Genomic DNA, 18,225 nt, shown 5'->3' with positions numbered 1-18,225 from the left:
GTGTATCAGGCAGTGGAATGAAAAAGCAAATTTTGGCCACAGCAGTATTTTTTACTACAATCGGCTTGGCGACAATTGCCCAAGCAGCAAGTTTTGAACAGGTGAGACAGTTACTATCAACAAAAGAATGTGAAAACTGTAACCTGAGTAATGCAGGTTTAGTGATGGCGGACTTGTCTGGAGCGAATTTGAGGGGGGCTAATTTAACTAATGCTAATCTGAGCCGTGCTAATTTAAGCGGTGCTGATTTGAGTGGTGCAAACTTAAGTGGTGCGGGTTTATTTGGGGTGAACCTCAGCCAAGCTAACCTCACTGGCGCAAATCTTATGGGTGCTGATTTAAGAAGTACCTTTTTAACGAATACAGAATTTAATGGCGCTGTTCTCAATGGTGTGAATTTTCAGGGTGCGGTGGGAATACCGATGCAAATTGCGACACCGGAGGAATTTTATGCTTTGGGGGTAGCGGAAGCACAAAAAGGCAATCATAAACAAGCTATCAGTTATTTTGATCAGGCGATCGCCGCCCAACCAGAATACCCAGGTGCTTACTTGGCTCGTGGTGTCGCTCGTTACCAAATGTTAGATCGTAAAGGGGCGTTTGAAGATGCTCAAATTGCGGAAAAAATGTTTACAGCCCAAGAAAATCAAATAGGAATGGAAACAGCACAGGCTTTTATGGAAGAACTACAAACACCTTACTCTAATGAGGTAAGAGCTGGTAAACCTAGCTTTTTTGACTTTGTAGGTAGTCTTGGCTCAGTTTTACTCCAGTTTTTACCTTTTTAATTGGGGGAGTGGGGAGTAGGGGGGAAGAATTGTAACTTCCCAATGACTAAAGAAGGTGTTTGGGTAAAATAACTCTTGAGCCTTGCTGAATTATGCTATCCATACATGGGAAAATCAGGTAATACAATCGCAATCCTAGCGATGATGGCACGGAAGGAAAAAAGATGTCGGAGAATTTAAAAAGCCAGGTTGTTACCCAAGGTGTGCAGCGATCGCCTAATCGCGCTATGCTGCGAGCAGTGGGTTTTCAGGATGAAGATTTTAATAAAGCCATTGTCGGTATTGCTAATGGCTACAGTACCATCACTCCCTGTAATATGGGAATTAATAAGCTGGCACTCAGGGCAGAAATTGGTGTCAGAGAAGCTGGAGCAATGCCGCAGATGTTCGGTACTATTACCATTAGTGATGGTATTTCTATGGGTACTGAGGGGATGAAATATTCCCTGGTATCGCGGGAAGTTATCGCTGATTCCATTGAAACCGCTTGTACTGGCCAAAGTATGGATGGTGTCTTGGCTATTGGTGGCTGTGATAAAAATATGCCAGGGGCTATGCTAGCGATGGCGCGGATGAATATTCCTGCTATTTTTGTTTACGGTGGTACGATTAAACCCGGTCATTACAATGGTAAAGATTTAACCGTTGTCAGTTCCTTTGAAGCAGTTGGTCAATACAGCGCCGGTAAAATTGACAGCGATGAACTTTTAGCCGTGGAACGTCAGGCTTGTCCTGGTGCGGGTTCCTGCGGTGGGATGTTTACAGCAAATACCATGTCTTCCGCTTTTGAAGCTATGGGGATGAGCTTACCTTATTCTTCCACAATGGCGGCCGAAGATGCCGAAAAAGCTGATAGTACCGAAAAATCAGCCCGTGCTTTAGTGGAAGCCATTCGTCAGCAAATCTTACCTCGGCAGATTATTACCCGTAAATCTATAGAAAATGCCATTTCAGTAATTATGGCCGTGGGTGGTTCCACAAATGCAGTATTGCACTTTTTGGCGATCGCCCGTGCAGCTGGTGTAGAACTAACACTAGATGACTTTGAAACTATTCGTGGTCGTGTCCCAGTTATCTGTGATTTAAAACCCAGTGGTAGATATGTAGCCACAGACCTGCACAAAGCCGGGGGAATACCCCAAGTCATGAAAATGTTGCTGATGCATGATTTACTACACGGTGACTGCTTAACTATCACAGGTAAAACAGTTGCAGAACTCTTAGCAGATATCCCCGCCGAACCACGCAGCGACCAAGATGTGATCCGTCCTTGGAATAATCCTATGTATACTCAAGGACACCTAGCTATTCTCAAAGGTAACTTGGCCACAGAAGGGGCTGTAGCTAAAATTACTGGCGTGAAAAAGCCGGTGATCACTGGACCAGCAAGGGTATTTGAATCTGAGGAATCCTGTTTAGATGCAATTTTGGCAGGAAAAATCCAAGCAGGTGACGTGATTATTGTCCGTTACGAAGGTCCCAAAGGTGGCCCCGGTATGCGAGAAATGTTAGCCCCCACTTCAGCGATTATTGGTGCTGGATTAGGCGATTCCGTAGGTTTAATTACTGACGGTCGTTTTTCTGGTGGGACTTATGGAATGGTAGTTGGTCACGTAGCCCCAGAAGCAGCAGTTGGTGGTGCGATCGCACTTGTGGAAGAAGGTGATAGCATTACTATTGATGCCTCCAATCGCCTACTGCAAATAAATGTTTCCGAGGAAGAATTAACCCGCAGACGTGCCAATTGGAAACCCCTACCACCACGTTATACCAAAGGAGTGTTAGCTAAATACGCCAAATTGGTATCTTCCAGCAGTGTAGGCGCAGTCACAGACTTAGATTTATAGCTGGGGATTGGGGACTGGGGATTGGGGATTGGGGATTGGGGATTGGGGACTGGGGACTGGGGACTGGGGATTGGGGATTGGGGACTGGGGACTGGGGACTGGGGAGTATTAACTTTATGGCTTTTCTAGCAGTTTTACAACCTTGGCAAAACAGTAAAAATTTTGTTCAACACAGCATTGACTCAATTAGCAAGTCAGCACAGCAGTTCGGCGAGTCTTTAAAAGCAACAGCCAAGACAACAACTGTGCCAATAATTGATACAGTTAGCAATACCCTAGAAAAAACCAAAAGTTCCATAGAACAAACTTGGCAAAGTGCTGTAATTACTTCTATCAAGGATTGGCTAAACCAACACCCAGCATTTTTACGATTATTTGATTTTCTGCAATGGGCGGTTAATCATCCCATTATCAGTTTAATTATCCTGATTTTAGGAATTATGCTGATTTTAAACCTGAGCAAAGTAATTATCCGCCTCATATTCACACTGATTTGGTCAATACTGCAAATTTCCCTAAAATTAATCTTGGCTGTCATTAAAACTACCATAATTTACCTAACTAAAATTCTCGGTTTTGCCAGTACACCAATTGCAGATAATCCACATGAACAACTAGCAATTTTACCGACAAACCCTGAAACCCAAAACAAACACCAACGATTAATTGAAATATCTAGCCGATTAGCAACAATTCAACAAGAACAACAACAACTATTAGAAGAAGCTGCAAACTTGATGAGTAAAAAACAGACCTGAAAATATAAATTGTAGTTTTAAGGGAACGGGAAACAGGGAAAAGGGAATATCCTAATACCATTTCTGTATAAAGCTGCGCTGAATTTCTTTCCTTCCTTCTTTCTTTGTGTACTTCGTGTTCTTCGTGGTTCGTTCCTCCCTAAAAATATAAATTGTAGTTTGAATCTCTGCGACTCTGCGTGAAAACATTTCCTAACTCCAACGCGCCGGGGATAACTGGGTAATAATTCCATCCTCCTTACCCGCCAAAAAATCAGCAAACCGTTTTGCTAAAGGTGGTATAATCACCAGTGGATTACTAAAACCAGAAAAAACATGAATCCCCTCATAACCTGGTACAGCACCAATTAAAGGTAAGCGATCGCCACTAAAAGCTACCAAACAATGATGCCAAGTTCCTGGTATATTTGCTAACTTTGGTAATACTTCCTGAATATTGCTGCGTAACCACCCTTCACTTTCCGCAGCATCTACCTTACCCCAAGGATCTGTCAGGACTCGGCTAATTTGACCCAAGCGTAAACTCCCATCTGCAAATTGAATCGCACCCACATCTAAAATTGGTGCTAGTGGTTCATTCCCTGCCTCTTGCCATAATTCATCCACTTGAGTAGAATCAGCTTCTAACTGAAACCGTCGCAGATTTGCTGGCATGATCAAAGTGCGTAAGGTCAAGTCAACAGGGGGAGTGGTAATTACTTCTGCATGAGTAAAATATAGTTTGATGGGAATACCAGCTAATTTGAGTAACTCACGGCTAAATCCCCCGGCGCAAATTAGCACATTTTTACAGTGGTAAGTGTCAAGATTTGTGTGGATACCTGTTAACTTTTTACCATTTTCAACAGAGGATGTAGTTTGCAAATCTATGACTTTAGCTATGTGCATTTTACCCCCACCACGGAGAAAGGCTTGGATATAACCTTCTGTGGTTTGGCTGGGATTAATATGACCATGTTTGACTGTTAAAGCGCCGGAAATTCCCTGGGGATTCAATAGGGGTTCCCACTCACAAGCCTCTTGAATATTCAGTAACTGGGGCGGAATTGCTACATGATTATAGGATGCAGCCATTGCTTTTGGGTCTTCCTCAGCTGCAATGGTTAATAATAAATCCAGTTCCCGAAACTCAGTGTCAGCATCTAATTCTGCATCTAAATTCTGGTAACAGGCGATCGCCTCTTGACATAATTGGCGATTTAGCGGCGTAGTTCCAGACCAATAAGCCAACCCCCCATAACTATAGCGAGTGGCATTTTCTGGTATTTCTTCTTGCTCTAACAATAGTACACTAAAGCCAGTTTTTACCAGTTCGTAGGCGATCGCCGCACCTGCAATTCCTGCACCAACCACAATCCAGTCATAGTTATTCATTTAATTAAAGTGTGTGAATCGTTGCCACTACCTAAGAGATACAATAGTGCCATCCGGATCGCAATTCCACTGGTAACTTGGGATTGAATCAGGCTAAATTCCGGATCATCCATTAAATCTGAGCTAATTTCCACACCCCGGTTAACTGGCCCCGGATGTAAAACTTTCACATCAGGTTTGCACAATTGTAATTTTTGCCGAGTTATCCCAAAGGTTTGATGATATTCTCGCAAGCTAGGAAGTAGGTATGCTGTCATCCGTTCTTTTTGTAACCGCAACGTCATGACTAAATCTGCATCCTCTAAGGCTGGTTTTAAGTCCCAATGTAAAAATAATTTGCGGTTGAGTTGAGGGGATGAATCTTTTTCATCTGCTGCTAAAACAAAGTCTTGGAATAACTTGGGAAGCAGGGTAGGGGGTGCGGCTAGATGTACCTCAGCGCCACTGGCTGTTAAACTCCAAATGTTTGATCTAGCTACGCGAGAATGCAATATGTCTCCCACGATGGCAATTTTCTTGTCTTTTAACAGTTCCAGTCGGGGATGACTGCGGTCAATTAATGTACAAATGGTAAATAAATCTAACAGTGCTTGGGACGGATGCTCATGTTGACCATCCCCAGCATTGAGGACGCTAACTCGCATCCCTAAACGATCCATCTCCTGGGCGATCGCATGAGGTACTCCAGCCTCTTTATGGCGAATCACCATAATATCAGTTCCCATCGCCAAATAGGTCTTGGCTGTATCCAGAATTGTCTCCCCCTTAGTCATGGAAGAACTAGCCGCAGCAAAGTTGAGAGTATCTGCACTCAGGCGTTTAGCTGCTAGCTCAAAACTGCTGCGGGTGCGGGTAGATGGTTCAAAAAATAAATTAGCTACCACCTGTCCTTGTAGGCTGGGTACTTTCTTAGTTCGCCGTGATAGCACCTCTTGAAAACTAGCCGCAGTTTGTAAAACTGTATCGTATTCGGCAGTTGTGAAGTCAGCCAGGGAAAGAACGTGATCACGATTCCAGGTAGTAGTAGGCATAAATAGCTTCTAGTGTTCTCTGTGAAGATGCAACTCCACAATATGTGCAGTGGAAATAATACCACTTCCCCTCAACCCTCATGCATACCTTTAACCTTAGCTTGTTTAGGCGATCGCTACGAACTTTTGATTACGGATATCTGCACCCGATATTTTGTCAAGCAGTCGTAAATATAATTTACAAAGTGTTATGCTAGGCTGTATAAGAAAACAAAAAAACTATGACCGGCAAAGGCTTTAAAATCAACGAACTTGGCGAACGCAATAAATTTGCCATTGAGCCAAAAGTATATGTAGACCAAACTCCCAGAGTAGGTTTTACCCAATATGCAGAAAAACTCAATGGACGTTTAGCCATGATTGGCTTTGTTTCACTAATAGCTGTAGAAGGAATTACAGGACACGGCTTAATTGGCTGGTTAAACAGCCTGTAAATTCCCAATTTATTTAATCAACAGTAAAACATCAGAGAGAAAAACTATGAGAACCGACTTTGACTTTCCCCAAAGAGATTTACTCGGTCCCGTCGTCTTCCGACCCGATTTTAATAACTTCGAGAAAATCAACGTTAACCAAGCCTGGTCATTATTTTTCAGTGGTGGACAAGATGACAAAAAGCTAGGAAGAGGAACTGAATTTGGACGCTTTTTCACTAATTTATTACTTGCTATAGGTGTCACCGGAACTCTTTGGGCAATTTACTTTAACCATGTAGGATAAAGTGTTGCTTCTACTCTACAAATTCCATAAATTCCCCCGAAGTCTTGATTTATTTCAAGGCTTCTTTTAGCATTTATTATTTGGCGTTACTGATTTCAAATATGAATTAGGCTCACGCAAAGGCGCAAAGGGGGAACATCCCAATTTGGTAAAAATATGGAAACTGATGTAAAAACCCTATAAAAACCTCTTACCTTGGCGTTCTTTGCGTCTTGGCGGTTCGTTTATTCTAAAGAAAACCCCATAAATAAATTAAACTTTGACATTTGGGATGCTCCCCGCAAAAGTAGGAATAAAAAGAAAGGTGATTTTGGCACTTCATACTTTCATACTTTAAGCAACGCTTATCAGTTAATAAAATCCAAAATTATCTGCGTTTATCTGCGTTTATCTGCGTCCATCTGCGTTTAAATTGCTGTATTATTGTTTCTCAATCAAACATTTGACATTTTATGAATAATCAGCCGAAAATTATTGTATTAGATGATGACCCCACAGGTTCCCAAACAGTCCACAGTTGTTTACTCCTCATGCAGTGGGATGTGGATACTTTACGTTTGGGACTACGAGATAATTCGCCAATTTTCTTTGTATTGACTAATACTAGAGCTTTACCGCCAGAGTCAGCCACATCTGTGACTAGAAAAGTTTGTCAAAATTTAAAATTAGCCTTAGCTGCGGAAAATATTAGTGATTTTTTAGTAGTTAGTCGTTCTGATTCCACCTTAAGGGGACATTATCCCATAGAAACTGATGCGATCGCCCAAGAACTCGGACCCTTTAATGCTCATTTTCTCGTCCCAGCATTTTTTGAAGGGGGACGTATCACCCGTGACAGCATACATTACCTGATGGTTGATGGTGTACCCACCCCAGTACATGAAACAGAATTTGCTCGTGATTCCGTATTCGGCTACCATCACAGTTACTTACCCCAGTATGTAGAGGAAAAAACTCAAGGGCGCATTAGTGCAGAATCTGTCACCAGATTTTTACTAGATGATATCCGTAAAGGTAGTTTACAACGGTTATTGCAACTGCGTGATAATCAGTGTGCTGTGGTGGATGGTGAAAATCAAGCTGACCTCAACACCTTTGCAATGGATGTCTTAACCACCGCTAGTCAAGGAAAACGCTTCTTGTTTCGCAGCGCTGCTAGCATTTTAACAGCCTTAGCTGCCTTACCTCCTCAACCCATTCCGGCGGAAAATATGGCGGAATACGTCCGGGGGGGAAAACCAGGTGCAATAATTGTGGGTTCCCACGTCGAAAAGACAACTCAGCAGTTAGAATCTTTATTACAAGTTGAGGGAACTGTGGGTATTGAAGTAGATGTGGCGCGGTTACTCAATGATGGGGTGGATGAATCTACTCAACTGCTCAAGGAAATACTCCTACAGGTGCAGACTGTACATGATAGCGGCAAAACACCAGTCGTTTATACTAGTCGTCAAGAACTGACTTTTAAAGATGTCAATACTCGCTTAGACTTTGGTGTGAAAGTTTCGGCTTTATTAATGGATATTGTCCAGGGTTTACCAGCAGATATCGGCTTTTTAATCAGCAAGGGAGGAATTACCTCTAATGATGTTTTGAGTACCGGACTAGCTTTAAATTCCGCCCGGTTACTCGGACAAATTTTAGCTGGTTGTTCGATGGTAATGACTACCTCAGAACATCCCCAGTTTCCCAATTTGCCAGTGGTGCTATTTCCTGGTAATGTTGGCGATGCTGATGCTTTGGGGACGGTTTATCAAAGATTAACCACAAATGTTTAGCTAAAAAAATTTTTCTCTTGGTGTAATTAACTTAATATTGAGTAATTACGCGGTGTATCTTTGGACTGGTAGTGCATGACTTCTGATTCTCATATTCCAGAGGAACTAAATCTTGACGTTACTGACGATGTGCAGTCAAATTCTGCAATTTCTGATGGTGATGGTCATGATGTTATCCCAGATGCAGAGCTAAATTCTGTTATCCTCTATTTAAAATCCAAACAGTCAAATTTTGAAGAGAGTAAGCCAGTAGTAAATTCTCCCCCGACTCATGTCGAGTCTGTTTCTGTGTTGGAGAAGGTAGATTTAGATATTGACTCACCTGATTCCTTAGTGGTGAAGAATCAGTTAAAAAACCATACCCAGGTGCAGTTTAAAAGTGATGGGGAAAAACTATTAGTAATTTTGCCTACAGAGTCTCAAATATCAGCATCTGATGTCTCCTGGAGCGAGATTTGGCAACAATTGAAGTTACGTTTGAATGCTAGCGATCGCCTGAGAACATCCCCTAGACCAGTACAATTAGTGGCACAAGACCGCTTGTTAGATGGGCGACAATTACAACAATTTGCCGAAGCTTTTAGTGAAGCTCAACTGCATTTGAAATCTGTCGCTACTAGTCGTCGTCAAACTGCGATCGCAGCCGTTACCTGTGGTTATTCTGTAGAACAACTTGAACCAGAAACCTCACTCAAATCCGAGTTAAAAACTACATCCACCAACCCCGCAGATACCCTATATCTAGAAATGACAGTCCGCTCCGGGACAGAAATTCGTCATCCAGGAACAGTAATTATTTTAGGAGATATCAACCCAGGTGGTATCGTAGTTGCAGAAGGAGATATTGTAGTATGGGGAAGGTTACGGGGAATTGCTCATGCTGGTGCAGGAGGTAATAGTGAGTGTCTGATTATGGCCTTGCAAATGGAACCAACCCAATTGCGGATCGCAGATGCTGTGGCTAGAGCGCCAGAGAAATCGCCAAATCAAGTTTTTCCAGAAGTAGCCCACATCACCCCCGCAGGAATCCGCATCGCCAAGGCGAGTGATTTCTCTAGAAACCAATTAAATAGGTTAAATCAGATTCCATAACTTAGTATACTTCCTGAATCCTCATCAAGTGCAACTCTACCATGACTCGCATTATTGTGATTACCTCCGGTAAAGGAGGAGTGGGTAAAACCACAGTTTCCGCAAATTTAGGCATGACTTTAGCTAAAATTGGTCATCAAGTTGCTTTAGTTGATGCGGATTTTGGGCTGAGAAATTTGGATTTGTTACTGGGATTAGAAAACCGCATTGTTTATACTGCGGTAGAAGTTCTAGCTAGGGAATGCCGATTAGAACAAGCCTTGGTGAAAGATAAACGACAACCCAACCTAGTATTATTACCAGCAGCCCAAAATCGCTCTAAAGATTCAGTAACTCCCGAACAAATGAAATTGCTAGTTAATGCACTAGCGCAAAAGTTTGAATACGTGATTATTGATAGTCCGGCTGGTATAGAAAATGGCTTTAAAAATGCGATCGCCCCAGCCAAAGAAGCCCTAATTGTCACCACTCCAGAAATCTCCGCCGTCCGTGATGCTGACAGAGTAGTAGGACTACTAGAAGCACAAGGAATTAAACGCGCCCATTTAATCATTAACCGCATCCGACCTGCAATGGTACGGGCTAATGATATGATGTCTGTGGAAGACGTTCAAGAGCTTCTAGCCATACCTCTAATTGGGGTAATTCCAGATGACGAGCGTGTGATAGTTTCCACCAACCGTGGCGAACCCTTAGTATTAGGCGACACCCCCTCCTTAGCTGCGATCGCCTTTAACAACATTGCGCGCAGATTGGGAGGGGAGAAAGTAGATTTTCTTGATCTCGACGTACCCAGTGACAACATCTTCGCTCGTTTGCGGAGATTGTTATGGACAAAGATTGTTTAACTAATTTTCCAGTCTCCGCATACCCATTGGCAATGATTCTTGAACTTATAGAAAGATTTTTTGTACGGACTCCTGACAACAGTCGCAATGACGTAAAACGCCGCCTGCAACTGGTAATTGCTCATGACCGTGCTGATTTAGACCCCCAAAAGTTAGAAAAAATGCGACAAGAAATACTAGAAATAGTTTGTCGCTATGTAGAAATTGACACGGAAAAACTCGAATTTTCTTTAGAAAGTAACCAACGCACCACTGCGCTGATTGCCAATTTACCCATCCGTCGAGTCAAAGAAGTCTTAGCTGAATTAGAAAACATCGAGAAGCAAGAGGAACAGAAGCAAGCGGAAAAGTAGTTAACCCGCAATAGTTCCACAAACCCCCTTCTAATCTGCTTAAGGTATCGTCATCACCACAGGAAACCTGTCAGTAAACCAGGAAATCTCAGGTTTGAAACTTTCTAATTATTAGAGTTTCATCATCTGTTTTTGTCCTAACTTTCTGGGAGGTTTCGGGATTTGCGTCAATCTCAATTTAAGTGTGAGAGGGTTCAAAGCTAGACAAGGAAAGGGTTTCAGCCGTAAAATTTCCTATGTTCAAAAAAAACACCTACTGGTTGACGCAAAATTCATGTAAAACTGGCTCTCCAAAAGTGGCGATCGCCCCCAGTGCCAATTAAAACTCCAGATATCACACTCGATAATTAACAATATCATAACCTTTTAACTTAATTAAATGTTACCTATACTACCAACTTTTTAGAAGTTATTGTGTATGGGATTCTTGAGATTATCTAATCAATAGAATTTAACTAATATAATTGACAAACAAGGCACAGAAAATTATTTTATTAACTACAATGCTGGTCACTAATGAGTTAGGCAATTTTAAATTAAAAATCAGCAAATTTAAAATTTCTTTGCAGTAAGTAAAGCTATAGTGTATTTAGCAATGCTGCTGTTGGCGTGGCTCAGGTTAAGTCCTACTGCCAAAGTATTATGATGAATTTGTTTGGAAAGACACTCTAACTAGATGACAGGCAAAAACACAAGACATAATGCATTTCTGCGGCTAGTGTCTGGTAATGTAGCAGCTCTTGGATCAGAATCTCGCTACTCGCTGCTGACCAGTAAAGAGGTAGTAATTGGACGCGACCCCACCTGCCAAGTTGTCTTGGATGCCATGATGTATAGGATGGTATCTCGCCGTCATGCTGTGGTTCGTCCCCTCGCCTCATCCACTGATGGTAAGTTTAGCTGGGTAGTTTGCGATTTAAACAGTGCTAATGGTACTTTTTTAAATGGAAAAGCCTTATCTGAATGTCAGGAATTGCGCCCAGGCGATCGCATTTCACTGGGTACTGATGGGCCGCAATTTATCTTTGAATATGACCTGATTTCTCAGCCAACGGTAATGACTAAACAAGTCAAACCCCTACCATCTGCTTCTAAAAATCACGGTCACACTTATTTAAAACAGCCCGATTCCGTTAGTTTTACTCAACTGTTTCCCATTATTTCCACTGGTAAAGATTTAACCCGCAAGGCTTATCTTATACCAGGAATACTGACTGTAATTTTTGTGGTGCTAATGTTTGCTACTGTGGGTCAGCCCCAAGCTAATCAAGTCATAGTCGCAACTTACATTGCATCTGCTGCATACTACTTTGTTTACCAACTGTGCGGTAAACAGAAGCCTTGGTGGGTGCTGATGGGCGCAGCATTGACGACAACGTTGATTTTGCTGAGTCCCCTATTGAATTTATTTATCTTTGTGTTTCGGGTGATTCTCCCTGGTAGTTTACCTTCTCCTCAACAACCCATCACTTTTACTGAATTACTGGTAAGAATGTTTTTTGGTGCGGGGTTGATGGAAGAATTACTCAAAGCATTACCCTTAATTGGGGCATATTTTATGGGTAGGGGCTTACCTTCACCGTGGCGGGAACGCATCGGCATTTGGGAACCTTTGGATGGTATTCTCTTGGGAACAGCTTCGGCTATCGGTTTCACTCTGTTAGAAACCCTTGGTCAATATGTGCCGAATATTACGCAGCAGGTGGGTATAGGTGCTGCTGGTCAATTGGCAGGGTTTCAATTGCTGATTCCTCGGATTTTAGGGTCTGTGGCGGGACACATGGCCTACAGTGGCTATTTGGGTTATTTTATTGGTTTAGCTGTCCTCAAACCGCGTATGAGGTGGCAAATTCTTTCTATTGGTTATCTTAGTGCTTCTGCACTCCATGCTTTATGGAATGCGACTGGTTCTATTAATGCTTTGTTATTGGTGGTGGTAGGGGTGTTGTCTTATGCTTTCTTGATGGCTGCAATTCTGAAAGCACGGGTGTTGTCACCAACGCGATCGCAAAATTTCGCTACCCGCTTTATTCAACCGAAATAACCAGTCACACCCCTGATATCAAAACTGATCATAAAAGTTAGACACCGAAATTCTTTTACCCTACTCCCTACTCCCTACTCCCTACTCCCTACTCCCCAGCTATATGAGTGAAAAGGCAAAATTTAATCTCAGCATTTTCTGATTAGTGCTTGGTTTTGCCTTTTAGCTTTTTATTCTCTGTTAAAGAGGATGATTTTATGCCTTCCGATAGATGACATGAGTTTCTAGAACCACATATGATACTTTTTATCATCCCTTAACTATATCTACAGAAAAATAAAAGATTTGCTGATCTGCAAGTAATAGCAACCGCTAAGGACGTTAGGACATAAGCTGATCATAAAAGTTAGACACCGAAAGGCTTTTACCCTACTCCCTATTCCCTACTCCCTACTCCCCTGCCATAAAAGATTTGCCCCAGGAAGTCAAATATTAAGATTGCTGTTCTGATTGATAAGTGTTCAATTGTCTGAAAGCATAATAAGCGATCGCCACACTAACTTTGGCTTGTTCAATTTCAGATAAACTTAGCCAATCTCGATTTTGGAGTTTCTGAACAGAAAATATCGGCTCTGGGGATGAGCTGCTACGCATAGCATAGGCAAAGGGACGGGTTAAAACCAACAGATCATCTATATCCCAATTGGGTAAGAGGGATTGAACACAGTTTACTAATTGATCGCTCATTGATTGTTGACAAGTAAAGGTTTTCACAGCTTTCTCTGCGATCGCCTGGAGCCAGTTCTGAGGTACATGATCAGCAAAAGCGGAATTTAAAGCTCTTTGTAAATTATCTACAACTAAATTCCGGGGATGAGAGTTAGTAGGAACTTGCGACCACAACTGATCCAGTTTATGATAAAAAGCTGAAGATTTTGTGCTGATTTCCCCTTCCAAATCATTATCAAGGGGGAAATTTTGGTCTAATTCAGCAAAATAAGTTTCAGACTCTTGATCAGCCGGATTCCAGGGATACGGAGCATCTTCTGGTTCTAATAAAGCTGCTAATAATTCTAATTCTACTGAAGTTTGTAAAGCGTTAAAAGTATCTGAGTTATTAATATTGTTAGTCATTTTTTGCCTCTTGATGAATTATTGAGGAATACTCACAGCTACAACCTCTACACTTAAGTTTCCGTAAAACAGTTAAATTTTATCTTTAGCCTTGGGGATTGGGGATTGGGGACTGGGGACTGGGGACTGGGGATTGGGTTTGATTCATGTCCTAACCTGTTGGGCGATCGCCAATTAAATTAAGAAATTAATCATAAATAGCTTTTGCATCCGGAATTTCTAAGGTTCTTCAATCATAAACTGTAAAACTTGACCTTCAGAACTGCCAAACTTTAACTGCATTCCCGATTGTAAAGGAACTTCCTGACGGAGGATTTGTTGCCAACCATTAGTGCCTAAATACCATGTTGTGCCGTAGGTAGATAAATCTTGCAGATAATAACTTCTGGATGAGTTAGTCCCATTCAGAGTGCTGCGACATAAAATTTCTGCGTGACGTTTAGAAACAGCAGGTTCGGAAATCACAATATCATTATCTTTAGTGCGACCGATGCGAGTCACTCCAGAACGGAGTGTCCAAATTTCTCCTCCCGACCCTAGCGATCGCAACCAAGCTCTGGGAATCTCGGAATTGAGACCGGTAATTACATTATTTGGTAATTCCGTAATTCCTTGATCAGAACCTTTAATCAGTTCACCATCAAAATCTGGATGGAGATAAAGAACAGGTAAAGTCCAAGCCAGTTGATTGAACTTGTATAGGGTTAGCAGTTCTTGTCTAGCTTCAGCAACTGCTTCATCAATGGATTTACGCGATCGCAAAGCCACAGTCAAGGCTCGAATAAAACTCCGGCTTTCGTGGTCAGCAATTTGATCACGCATTGCCAAAACCGCCGGCACACCATGACGGATTAAAACTTCTGCCAAACTGCTGGCGGGGATAGCTTGATGATGAATAGCCGCAGGTTGTGCGCCCCAACAGGCATTAAAAACCGCTAATTTCATGCCACTCCGGGTGAGAACTTGGGCTAATTCAATGCCATTCAGGGTCATTTCTGGACGCAAAAAGAATAATCCCCCATCCGGCCCCGGTAATCCATGACCAGCGTAAAAGAAAACATTATATGCTGCGGTTTCTAACTCTTGAATTAATTCTTGGGGTGTAGGTTGCAGCAGTGTTTTGACTGTACAAGGTGCGGAACCTAGAAAATTATGACTAGCCAAAATTGCTTCTAAAGTAGCGGCTTCTTCTGTCAGTTGCAGGTTTTCGTCATGTCCCAACACCAATAAAATATTTAAACTTTGATCTGTGCGTAAATAGGGTAGAGGTTCAACTTCACTGGTAGTGCGACTAAAAAGTAAATCTGGAGACAGGGACATTGCCGATTGTCCTGGTTGTCGTTGCATAATCTCCCAAGGTAAAGCAATCAGATCAGGGTCACGAATTTCTAGGCGAAAGCGTAACCGTGTATGCTGTCCCATAGCTATGCCCCGACTCCGTTCCAGACTACCGATAATTGGCCCGTCAAATATCCATTTCCACAGATGAATCCCCAAATGTTGCATCAGACGACTACTGTAACCAGCTTTTTGTCCTGATGGTGGAGAGACTAAATTAATGGTAACTGGGTTAATTGACTGGGGCTTAAAAGTGGAAGAAATAGATAAACCGCTATGACCTGCAAACATCTGTTGCCATTCTTGCCAAACTTGAGTAAGTTCAGCCGGCCACACACAGTCATGCAGAACATAACCACTGGGATAGGGAGCTTTAACCACCCAGATGGCGAAGTTATCTGTGCCAGTATTGATCAGACGGGCGATCGCCAAGTTCAGAGATGGCATTGCTTCATTAACGTGACGAATCGACAAACTTTTTTGTACAGTTATTATCTGTATTATTCCAGATTTTCACCAGTTTCAGGAGTATCGAACTCAGTTCTTATGGCCTCTCCTTGTGTAGCAGTTCCATTAACAATGGGATCACAGGGATTCTCAGAGTCAGGTTCCAAGATAGAAACTCCAAATTTTCTCAGTTCAGACAACTTGACCTTTGTCTCGCTCAGAGGAGAACTTTCAGTAACGAAGGTATTGATTGTCGTAGGAGAACACAGTTGCAGATGTACTAAATAATCTCCAGATGGTTCTTCTGGAATGGGATTAGAGGAAATCACCTGCAAGAAACTGGCTGGAGGTAATATTTCTTGGTTGCTGACAGGGAGTTCGCTTGTAGTTTGAATTACCCACCCAGGAGCAAGATTATCAAGCGATCGCTGCTCCTCGATCACTGGGGGAGTGGGGGGAATTGGCTGTTCTACATTCCTACTAGGAGGAAAAATACCAAAAGGCCATTCTATTTGGGTGGCGTTAGGCGATCGCAATTGCATGATCCAGTATCCTATAGAACCAGCCAAAATCACCAACACAAACGGAACAATGAAATTTAAAGGTAATTTAGAAATTGCACGAGGTTGATTTTTCCCTAAAACTTGAGTTTTTTGATTAGGGCTACCCTCTAATAGAGTTGCTTGTGGCGGTTGAGTCACAGCAGTTGCAGATGGTAGCGCAGAAATATCTGGAATCACTGCCTTGATAGCTGTCTTTGGTTCACGATATTTCACTTGATGGTGAATTAATGCCAACGTCACATTATCGTGTCCATTTTTAGTATTAGCCAGTTCCACCAACTTATTAGCTACCTGTTCCACATCCGCTTTACCCAGCAGAATTGGTAAAATTTCCGTTTCCCAATTATCCTCAACGCGGTCAAAATCAGTTAATCCATCTGATGTCAGTAAAAAAATCCCATCCTCATCCAAAACAAATCTCTGGGAAGTCGGATGTAAGGAGTTACTAGGACTCATTCCTAAAGCCTGTACCAGAGACCCAGAACCACCTTGTTGCATCGCCTCACGATAGATAGCGTAGCCCAATCGCACTTCCCGCGAAGCCACATCATCATCCAGAGTAACTTGATAACAACCGTGGCGAGTAATCCAGTAGGCACGACTATCACCCACATGAGTAATATACATTTCGTGACCAATAGGTAAAGCCATCACAACAGTTGTACCCATACGCTGACGGGCTTGGCGGTTTTCACTATCATTACGCTGACTAATTTTGTCATTAGCAATGGCCACAGCATTATCTAAATCAGCCAGCAGTATAGAAGGTTCTATGTGATCATAGGAAACAGTTGTCAGGTCTTGTACCTTTTGATGAATTGTTTCAATGGCTAAATTAGATGCAACATTACCCCCTTGGTGTCCGCCAATGCCATCACAAACAATAGCTAAGGCTGATTTATGGGGTGGTTTGGTAATTACCGTATCACTAGCAGGATAACAAGCATCTTCATTACGTTGACGACTTGGACCAGTATCAGTTTTCGTGACTATTTTAATCGTGGGACTTTGTGAACGTCCTAATTCTGCTAAACCATTATCTAAAACTGCAATCAGGACTTCTGGGGAATTAATTTTTCCTTGAATCAAAAAGTTGCTAACTTCCTGCACAAATTCAGCTATAGCTGGTTTAGCCTCTGAAGCTAATTTCTGCCAAAATAGACCCAAGTCCCCTAACTCTGGTGATTTGGAATCATCAAAACGCAATTCTAACAACCGGACTAATGATCCTTCTACCCGCAATGCATGAGAATTAATTAAGCTACTAGCCACCCCTTGAGTCTGCAAAGGTTGCCACAAGTTAGCTATTTGCCATAGCCAATTCAATTGACGCATGGATGTAGCATCCCGCCAATCCACCTTTAATTGGCTACATAGCTGCACGTGTAGTCCTGAATTATCTGCGTACAAAGGCGGCTTTTCTAACAGCAATATTTCTTTATAAGACTTGCCTTCAGATAGAGGAATTATTCCATATACCTGTGGTACGTTTAGGCTATAGGGAATTAGTCTGAGGTAGGCTTTTATACCCTGTGAGTTCTCTAACTCTGGCGACTGAGGGACTAATCCTGGCTTTGTATCTAAAACAACAGACTCAGTAATTACTAAATAGCGATCGGCTAAGACATCTCCTGGGCTACCCACAATCATACCATCCCCTACCGCCCAGAGGTAACGTTTGGGTAGAGGTGTAGAGCATCTCTGGCAAAACTTGTGTGTTAAGGGGTTGGGAGCCAGACAAGCTTCATTTGGGCAGTAGAGCGTTGCCGCATCATTTTCCATAGTGTTCGCAGTAATCAGCGATTGGCAATTTTTTCAACAGCGTTGGTTGCGGTAATGTAAACCGCTAATGTTTCTTTAACTAGACATATCCAATTTTGGATCATTATTGTAGCTAATAGATAACAGCTTATCTTAATAATAAATTTAACTATGGCAATAATTTACTCCTTAATCAATTCTACAGCCCCATCATAGCTTCTATTCCCCTTGGACTATGCAATGAACAGAGCCACCCAGTGAAAATCGTCGCAAAAGAGGCAGGGGTGCAGGGGTGAAGAGGCAGGAGTGCCGGGTGCCGGGGGGAAAGTTTCCAATACCCAATACCCAATACCCAATACCCAATACCCAATACCCAGTCCCCAGTCCCCAGTCCCCAGTCCCCAGTCCC

General features: G+C 42.4%; 15 protein-coding genes. 10 read left to right on the top strand and 5 right to left on the bottom strand.

Going from position 1 to position 18,225, the window contains the following annotated elements:
- Positions 1-17 precede the first annotated feature (17 nt).
- From ACM0OP_RS15385 to ACM0OP_RS15375, 3 genes are all read left to right on the top strand, one after another.
- On the top strand, positions 18-788 hold the full coding sequence (locus ACM0OP_RS15385) for a pentapeptide repeat-containing protein (protein ID WP_414529295.1): 771 nt from the start codon (positions 18-20) through the stop codon (positions 786-788).
- A 164-nt stretch (positions 789-952) separates the two neighbouring features.
- The gene (gene ilvD / locus ACM0OP_RS15380; RefSeq protein ID WP_414529294.1) at positions 953-2,635 is read left to right on the top strand and encodes a dihydroxy-acid dehydratase; all 1,683 of its coding nucleotides are present in this window, start codon (positions 953-955) and stop codon (positions 2,633-2,635) included.
- A gap of 116 nt (positions 2,636-2,751) precedes the next feature.
- Complete coding sequence (locus ACM0OP_RS15375) at positions 2,752-3,393, top strand: hypothetical protein (RefSeq protein ID WP_414529293.1); 642 nt, start codon at positions 2,752-2,754, stop codon at positions 3,391-3,393.
- Between the two features lie 192 nt (positions 3,394-3,585).
- On the opposite strand, the gene ACM0OP_RS15370 is transcribed toward ACM0OP_RS15375, so the two are convergent.
- Together ACM0OP_RS15370 and ACM0OP_RS15365 are read right to left on the bottom strand one after the other, a co-directional pair.
- Complete coding sequence (locus ACM0OP_RS15370) at positions 3,586-4,767, bottom strand: NAD(P)/FAD-dependent oxidoreductase (protein WP_414529292.1); 1,182 nt, start codon at positions 4,765-4,767, stop codon at positions 3,586-3,588.
- The gene (locus ACM0OP_RS15365; protein WP_414529291.1) at positions 4,764-5,798 is read right to left on the bottom strand and encodes an aspartate carbamoyltransferase catalytic subunit; all 1,035 of its coding nucleotides are present in this window, start codon (positions 5,796-5,798) and stop codon (positions 4,764-4,766) included. The genes ACM0OP_RS15370 and ACM0OP_RS15365 overlap by 4 nt, the downstream gene beginning before the upstream one ends.
- Before the next feature lie 221 nt (positions 5,799-6,019).
- Between ACM0OP_RS15365 and ACM0OP_RS15360 the strand changes: the two genes are divergently transcribed.
- The 7 genes from ACM0OP_RS15360 to ACM0OP_RS15330 all read left to right on the top strand — a co-directional run bounded on the left by ACM0OP_RS15360 (position 6,020) and on the right by ACM0OP_RS15330 (position 12,633).
- Positions 6,020-6,232: a high light inducible protein gene (locus ACM0OP_RS15360; RefSeq protein WP_414529290.1), complete on the top strand. Its 213-nt coding sequence runs from the start codon at positions 6,020-6,022 to the stop codon at positions 6,230-6,232.
- 46 nt (positions 6,233-6,278) lie between these two features.
- Positions 6,279-6,518 (top strand): hypothetical protein, encoded by a 240-nt coding sequence (locus tag ACM0OP_RS15355; RefSeq protein ID WP_414529289.1) that lies wholly within the window; start codon positions 6,279-6,281, stop codon positions 6,516-6,518.
- A gap of 452 nt (positions 6,519-6,970) precedes the next feature.
- Positions 6,971-8,296, top strand: a complete 1,326-nt coding sequence (locus ACM0OP_RS15350; protein WP_414529288.1) for a four-carbon acid sugar kinase family protein — start codon at positions 6,971-6,973, stop codon at positions 8,294-8,296.
- A gap of 75 nt (positions 8,297-8,371) precedes the next feature.
- Positions 8,372-9,388: a septum site-determining protein MinC gene (gene minC / locus ACM0OP_RS15345; protein WP_414529287.1), complete on the top strand. Its 1,017-nt coding sequence runs from the start codon at positions 8,372-8,374 to the stop codon at positions 9,386-9,388.
- 41 nt (positions 9,389-9,429) lie between these two features.
- Complete coding sequence (gene minD, locus ACM0OP_RS15340) at positions 9,430-10,236, top strand: septum site-determining protein MinD (protein ID WP_414529286.1); 807 nt, start codon at positions 9,430-9,432, stop codon at positions 10,234-10,236.
- 32 nt (positions 10,237-10,268) lie between these two features.
- The gene (gene minE, locus ACM0OP_RS15335) at positions 10,269-10,589 is read left to right on the top strand and encodes a cell division topological specificity factor MinE (protein WP_414529312.1); all 321 of its coding nucleotides are present in this window, start codon (positions 10,269-10,271) and stop codon (positions 10,587-10,589) included.
- 676 nt (positions 10,590-11,265) lie between these two features.
- Positions 11,266-12,633, top strand: coding sequence for a PrsW family glutamic-type intramembrane protease (locus tag ACM0OP_RS15330; protein WP_414529285.1), 1,368 nt, complete (start codon positions 11,266-11,268; stop codon positions 12,631-12,633).
- Between the two features lie 432 nt (positions 12,634-13,065).
- Here ACM0OP_RS15330 and ACM0OP_RS15325 read toward each other — a convergent pair whose 3' ends face one another.
- The 3 genes from ACM0OP_RS15325 to ACM0OP_RS15315 form a co-directional block, all read right to left on the bottom strand.
- Complete coding sequence (locus ACM0OP_RS15325) at positions 13,066-13,707, bottom strand: hypothetical protein (RefSeq protein WP_414529284.1); 642 nt, start codon at positions 13,705-13,707, stop codon at positions 13,066-13,068.
- 219 nt (positions 13,708-13,926) lie between these two features.
- A complete protein-coding gene (locus tag ACM0OP_RS15320) occupies positions 13,927-15,492 on the bottom strand; it encodes a CHAT domain-containing protein (protein ID WP_414529311.1) in 1,566 nt (521 codons plus the stop codon).
- A 53-nt stretch (positions 15,493-15,545) separates the two neighbouring features.
- The gene (locus tag ACM0OP_RS15315) at positions 15,546-17,837 is read right to left on the bottom strand and encodes a protein phosphatase 2C domain-containing protein (protein WP_414529283.1); all 2,292 of its coding nucleotides are present in this window, start codon (positions 17,835-17,837) and stop codon (positions 15,546-15,548) included.
- Positions 17,838-18,225: the final 388 nt, after the last annotated feature.

The sequence above is a fragment of the Nodularia chucula CCY0103 genome, assembly GCF_963923915.1.
GTDB lineage: Bacteria > Cyanobacteriota > Cyanobacteriia > Cyanobacteriales > Nostocaceae > Nodularia > Nodularia chucula.
Note: the sequence above shows the minus strand (reverse complement) of the source record. Positions and strands in the feature narration are given on the sequence as shown.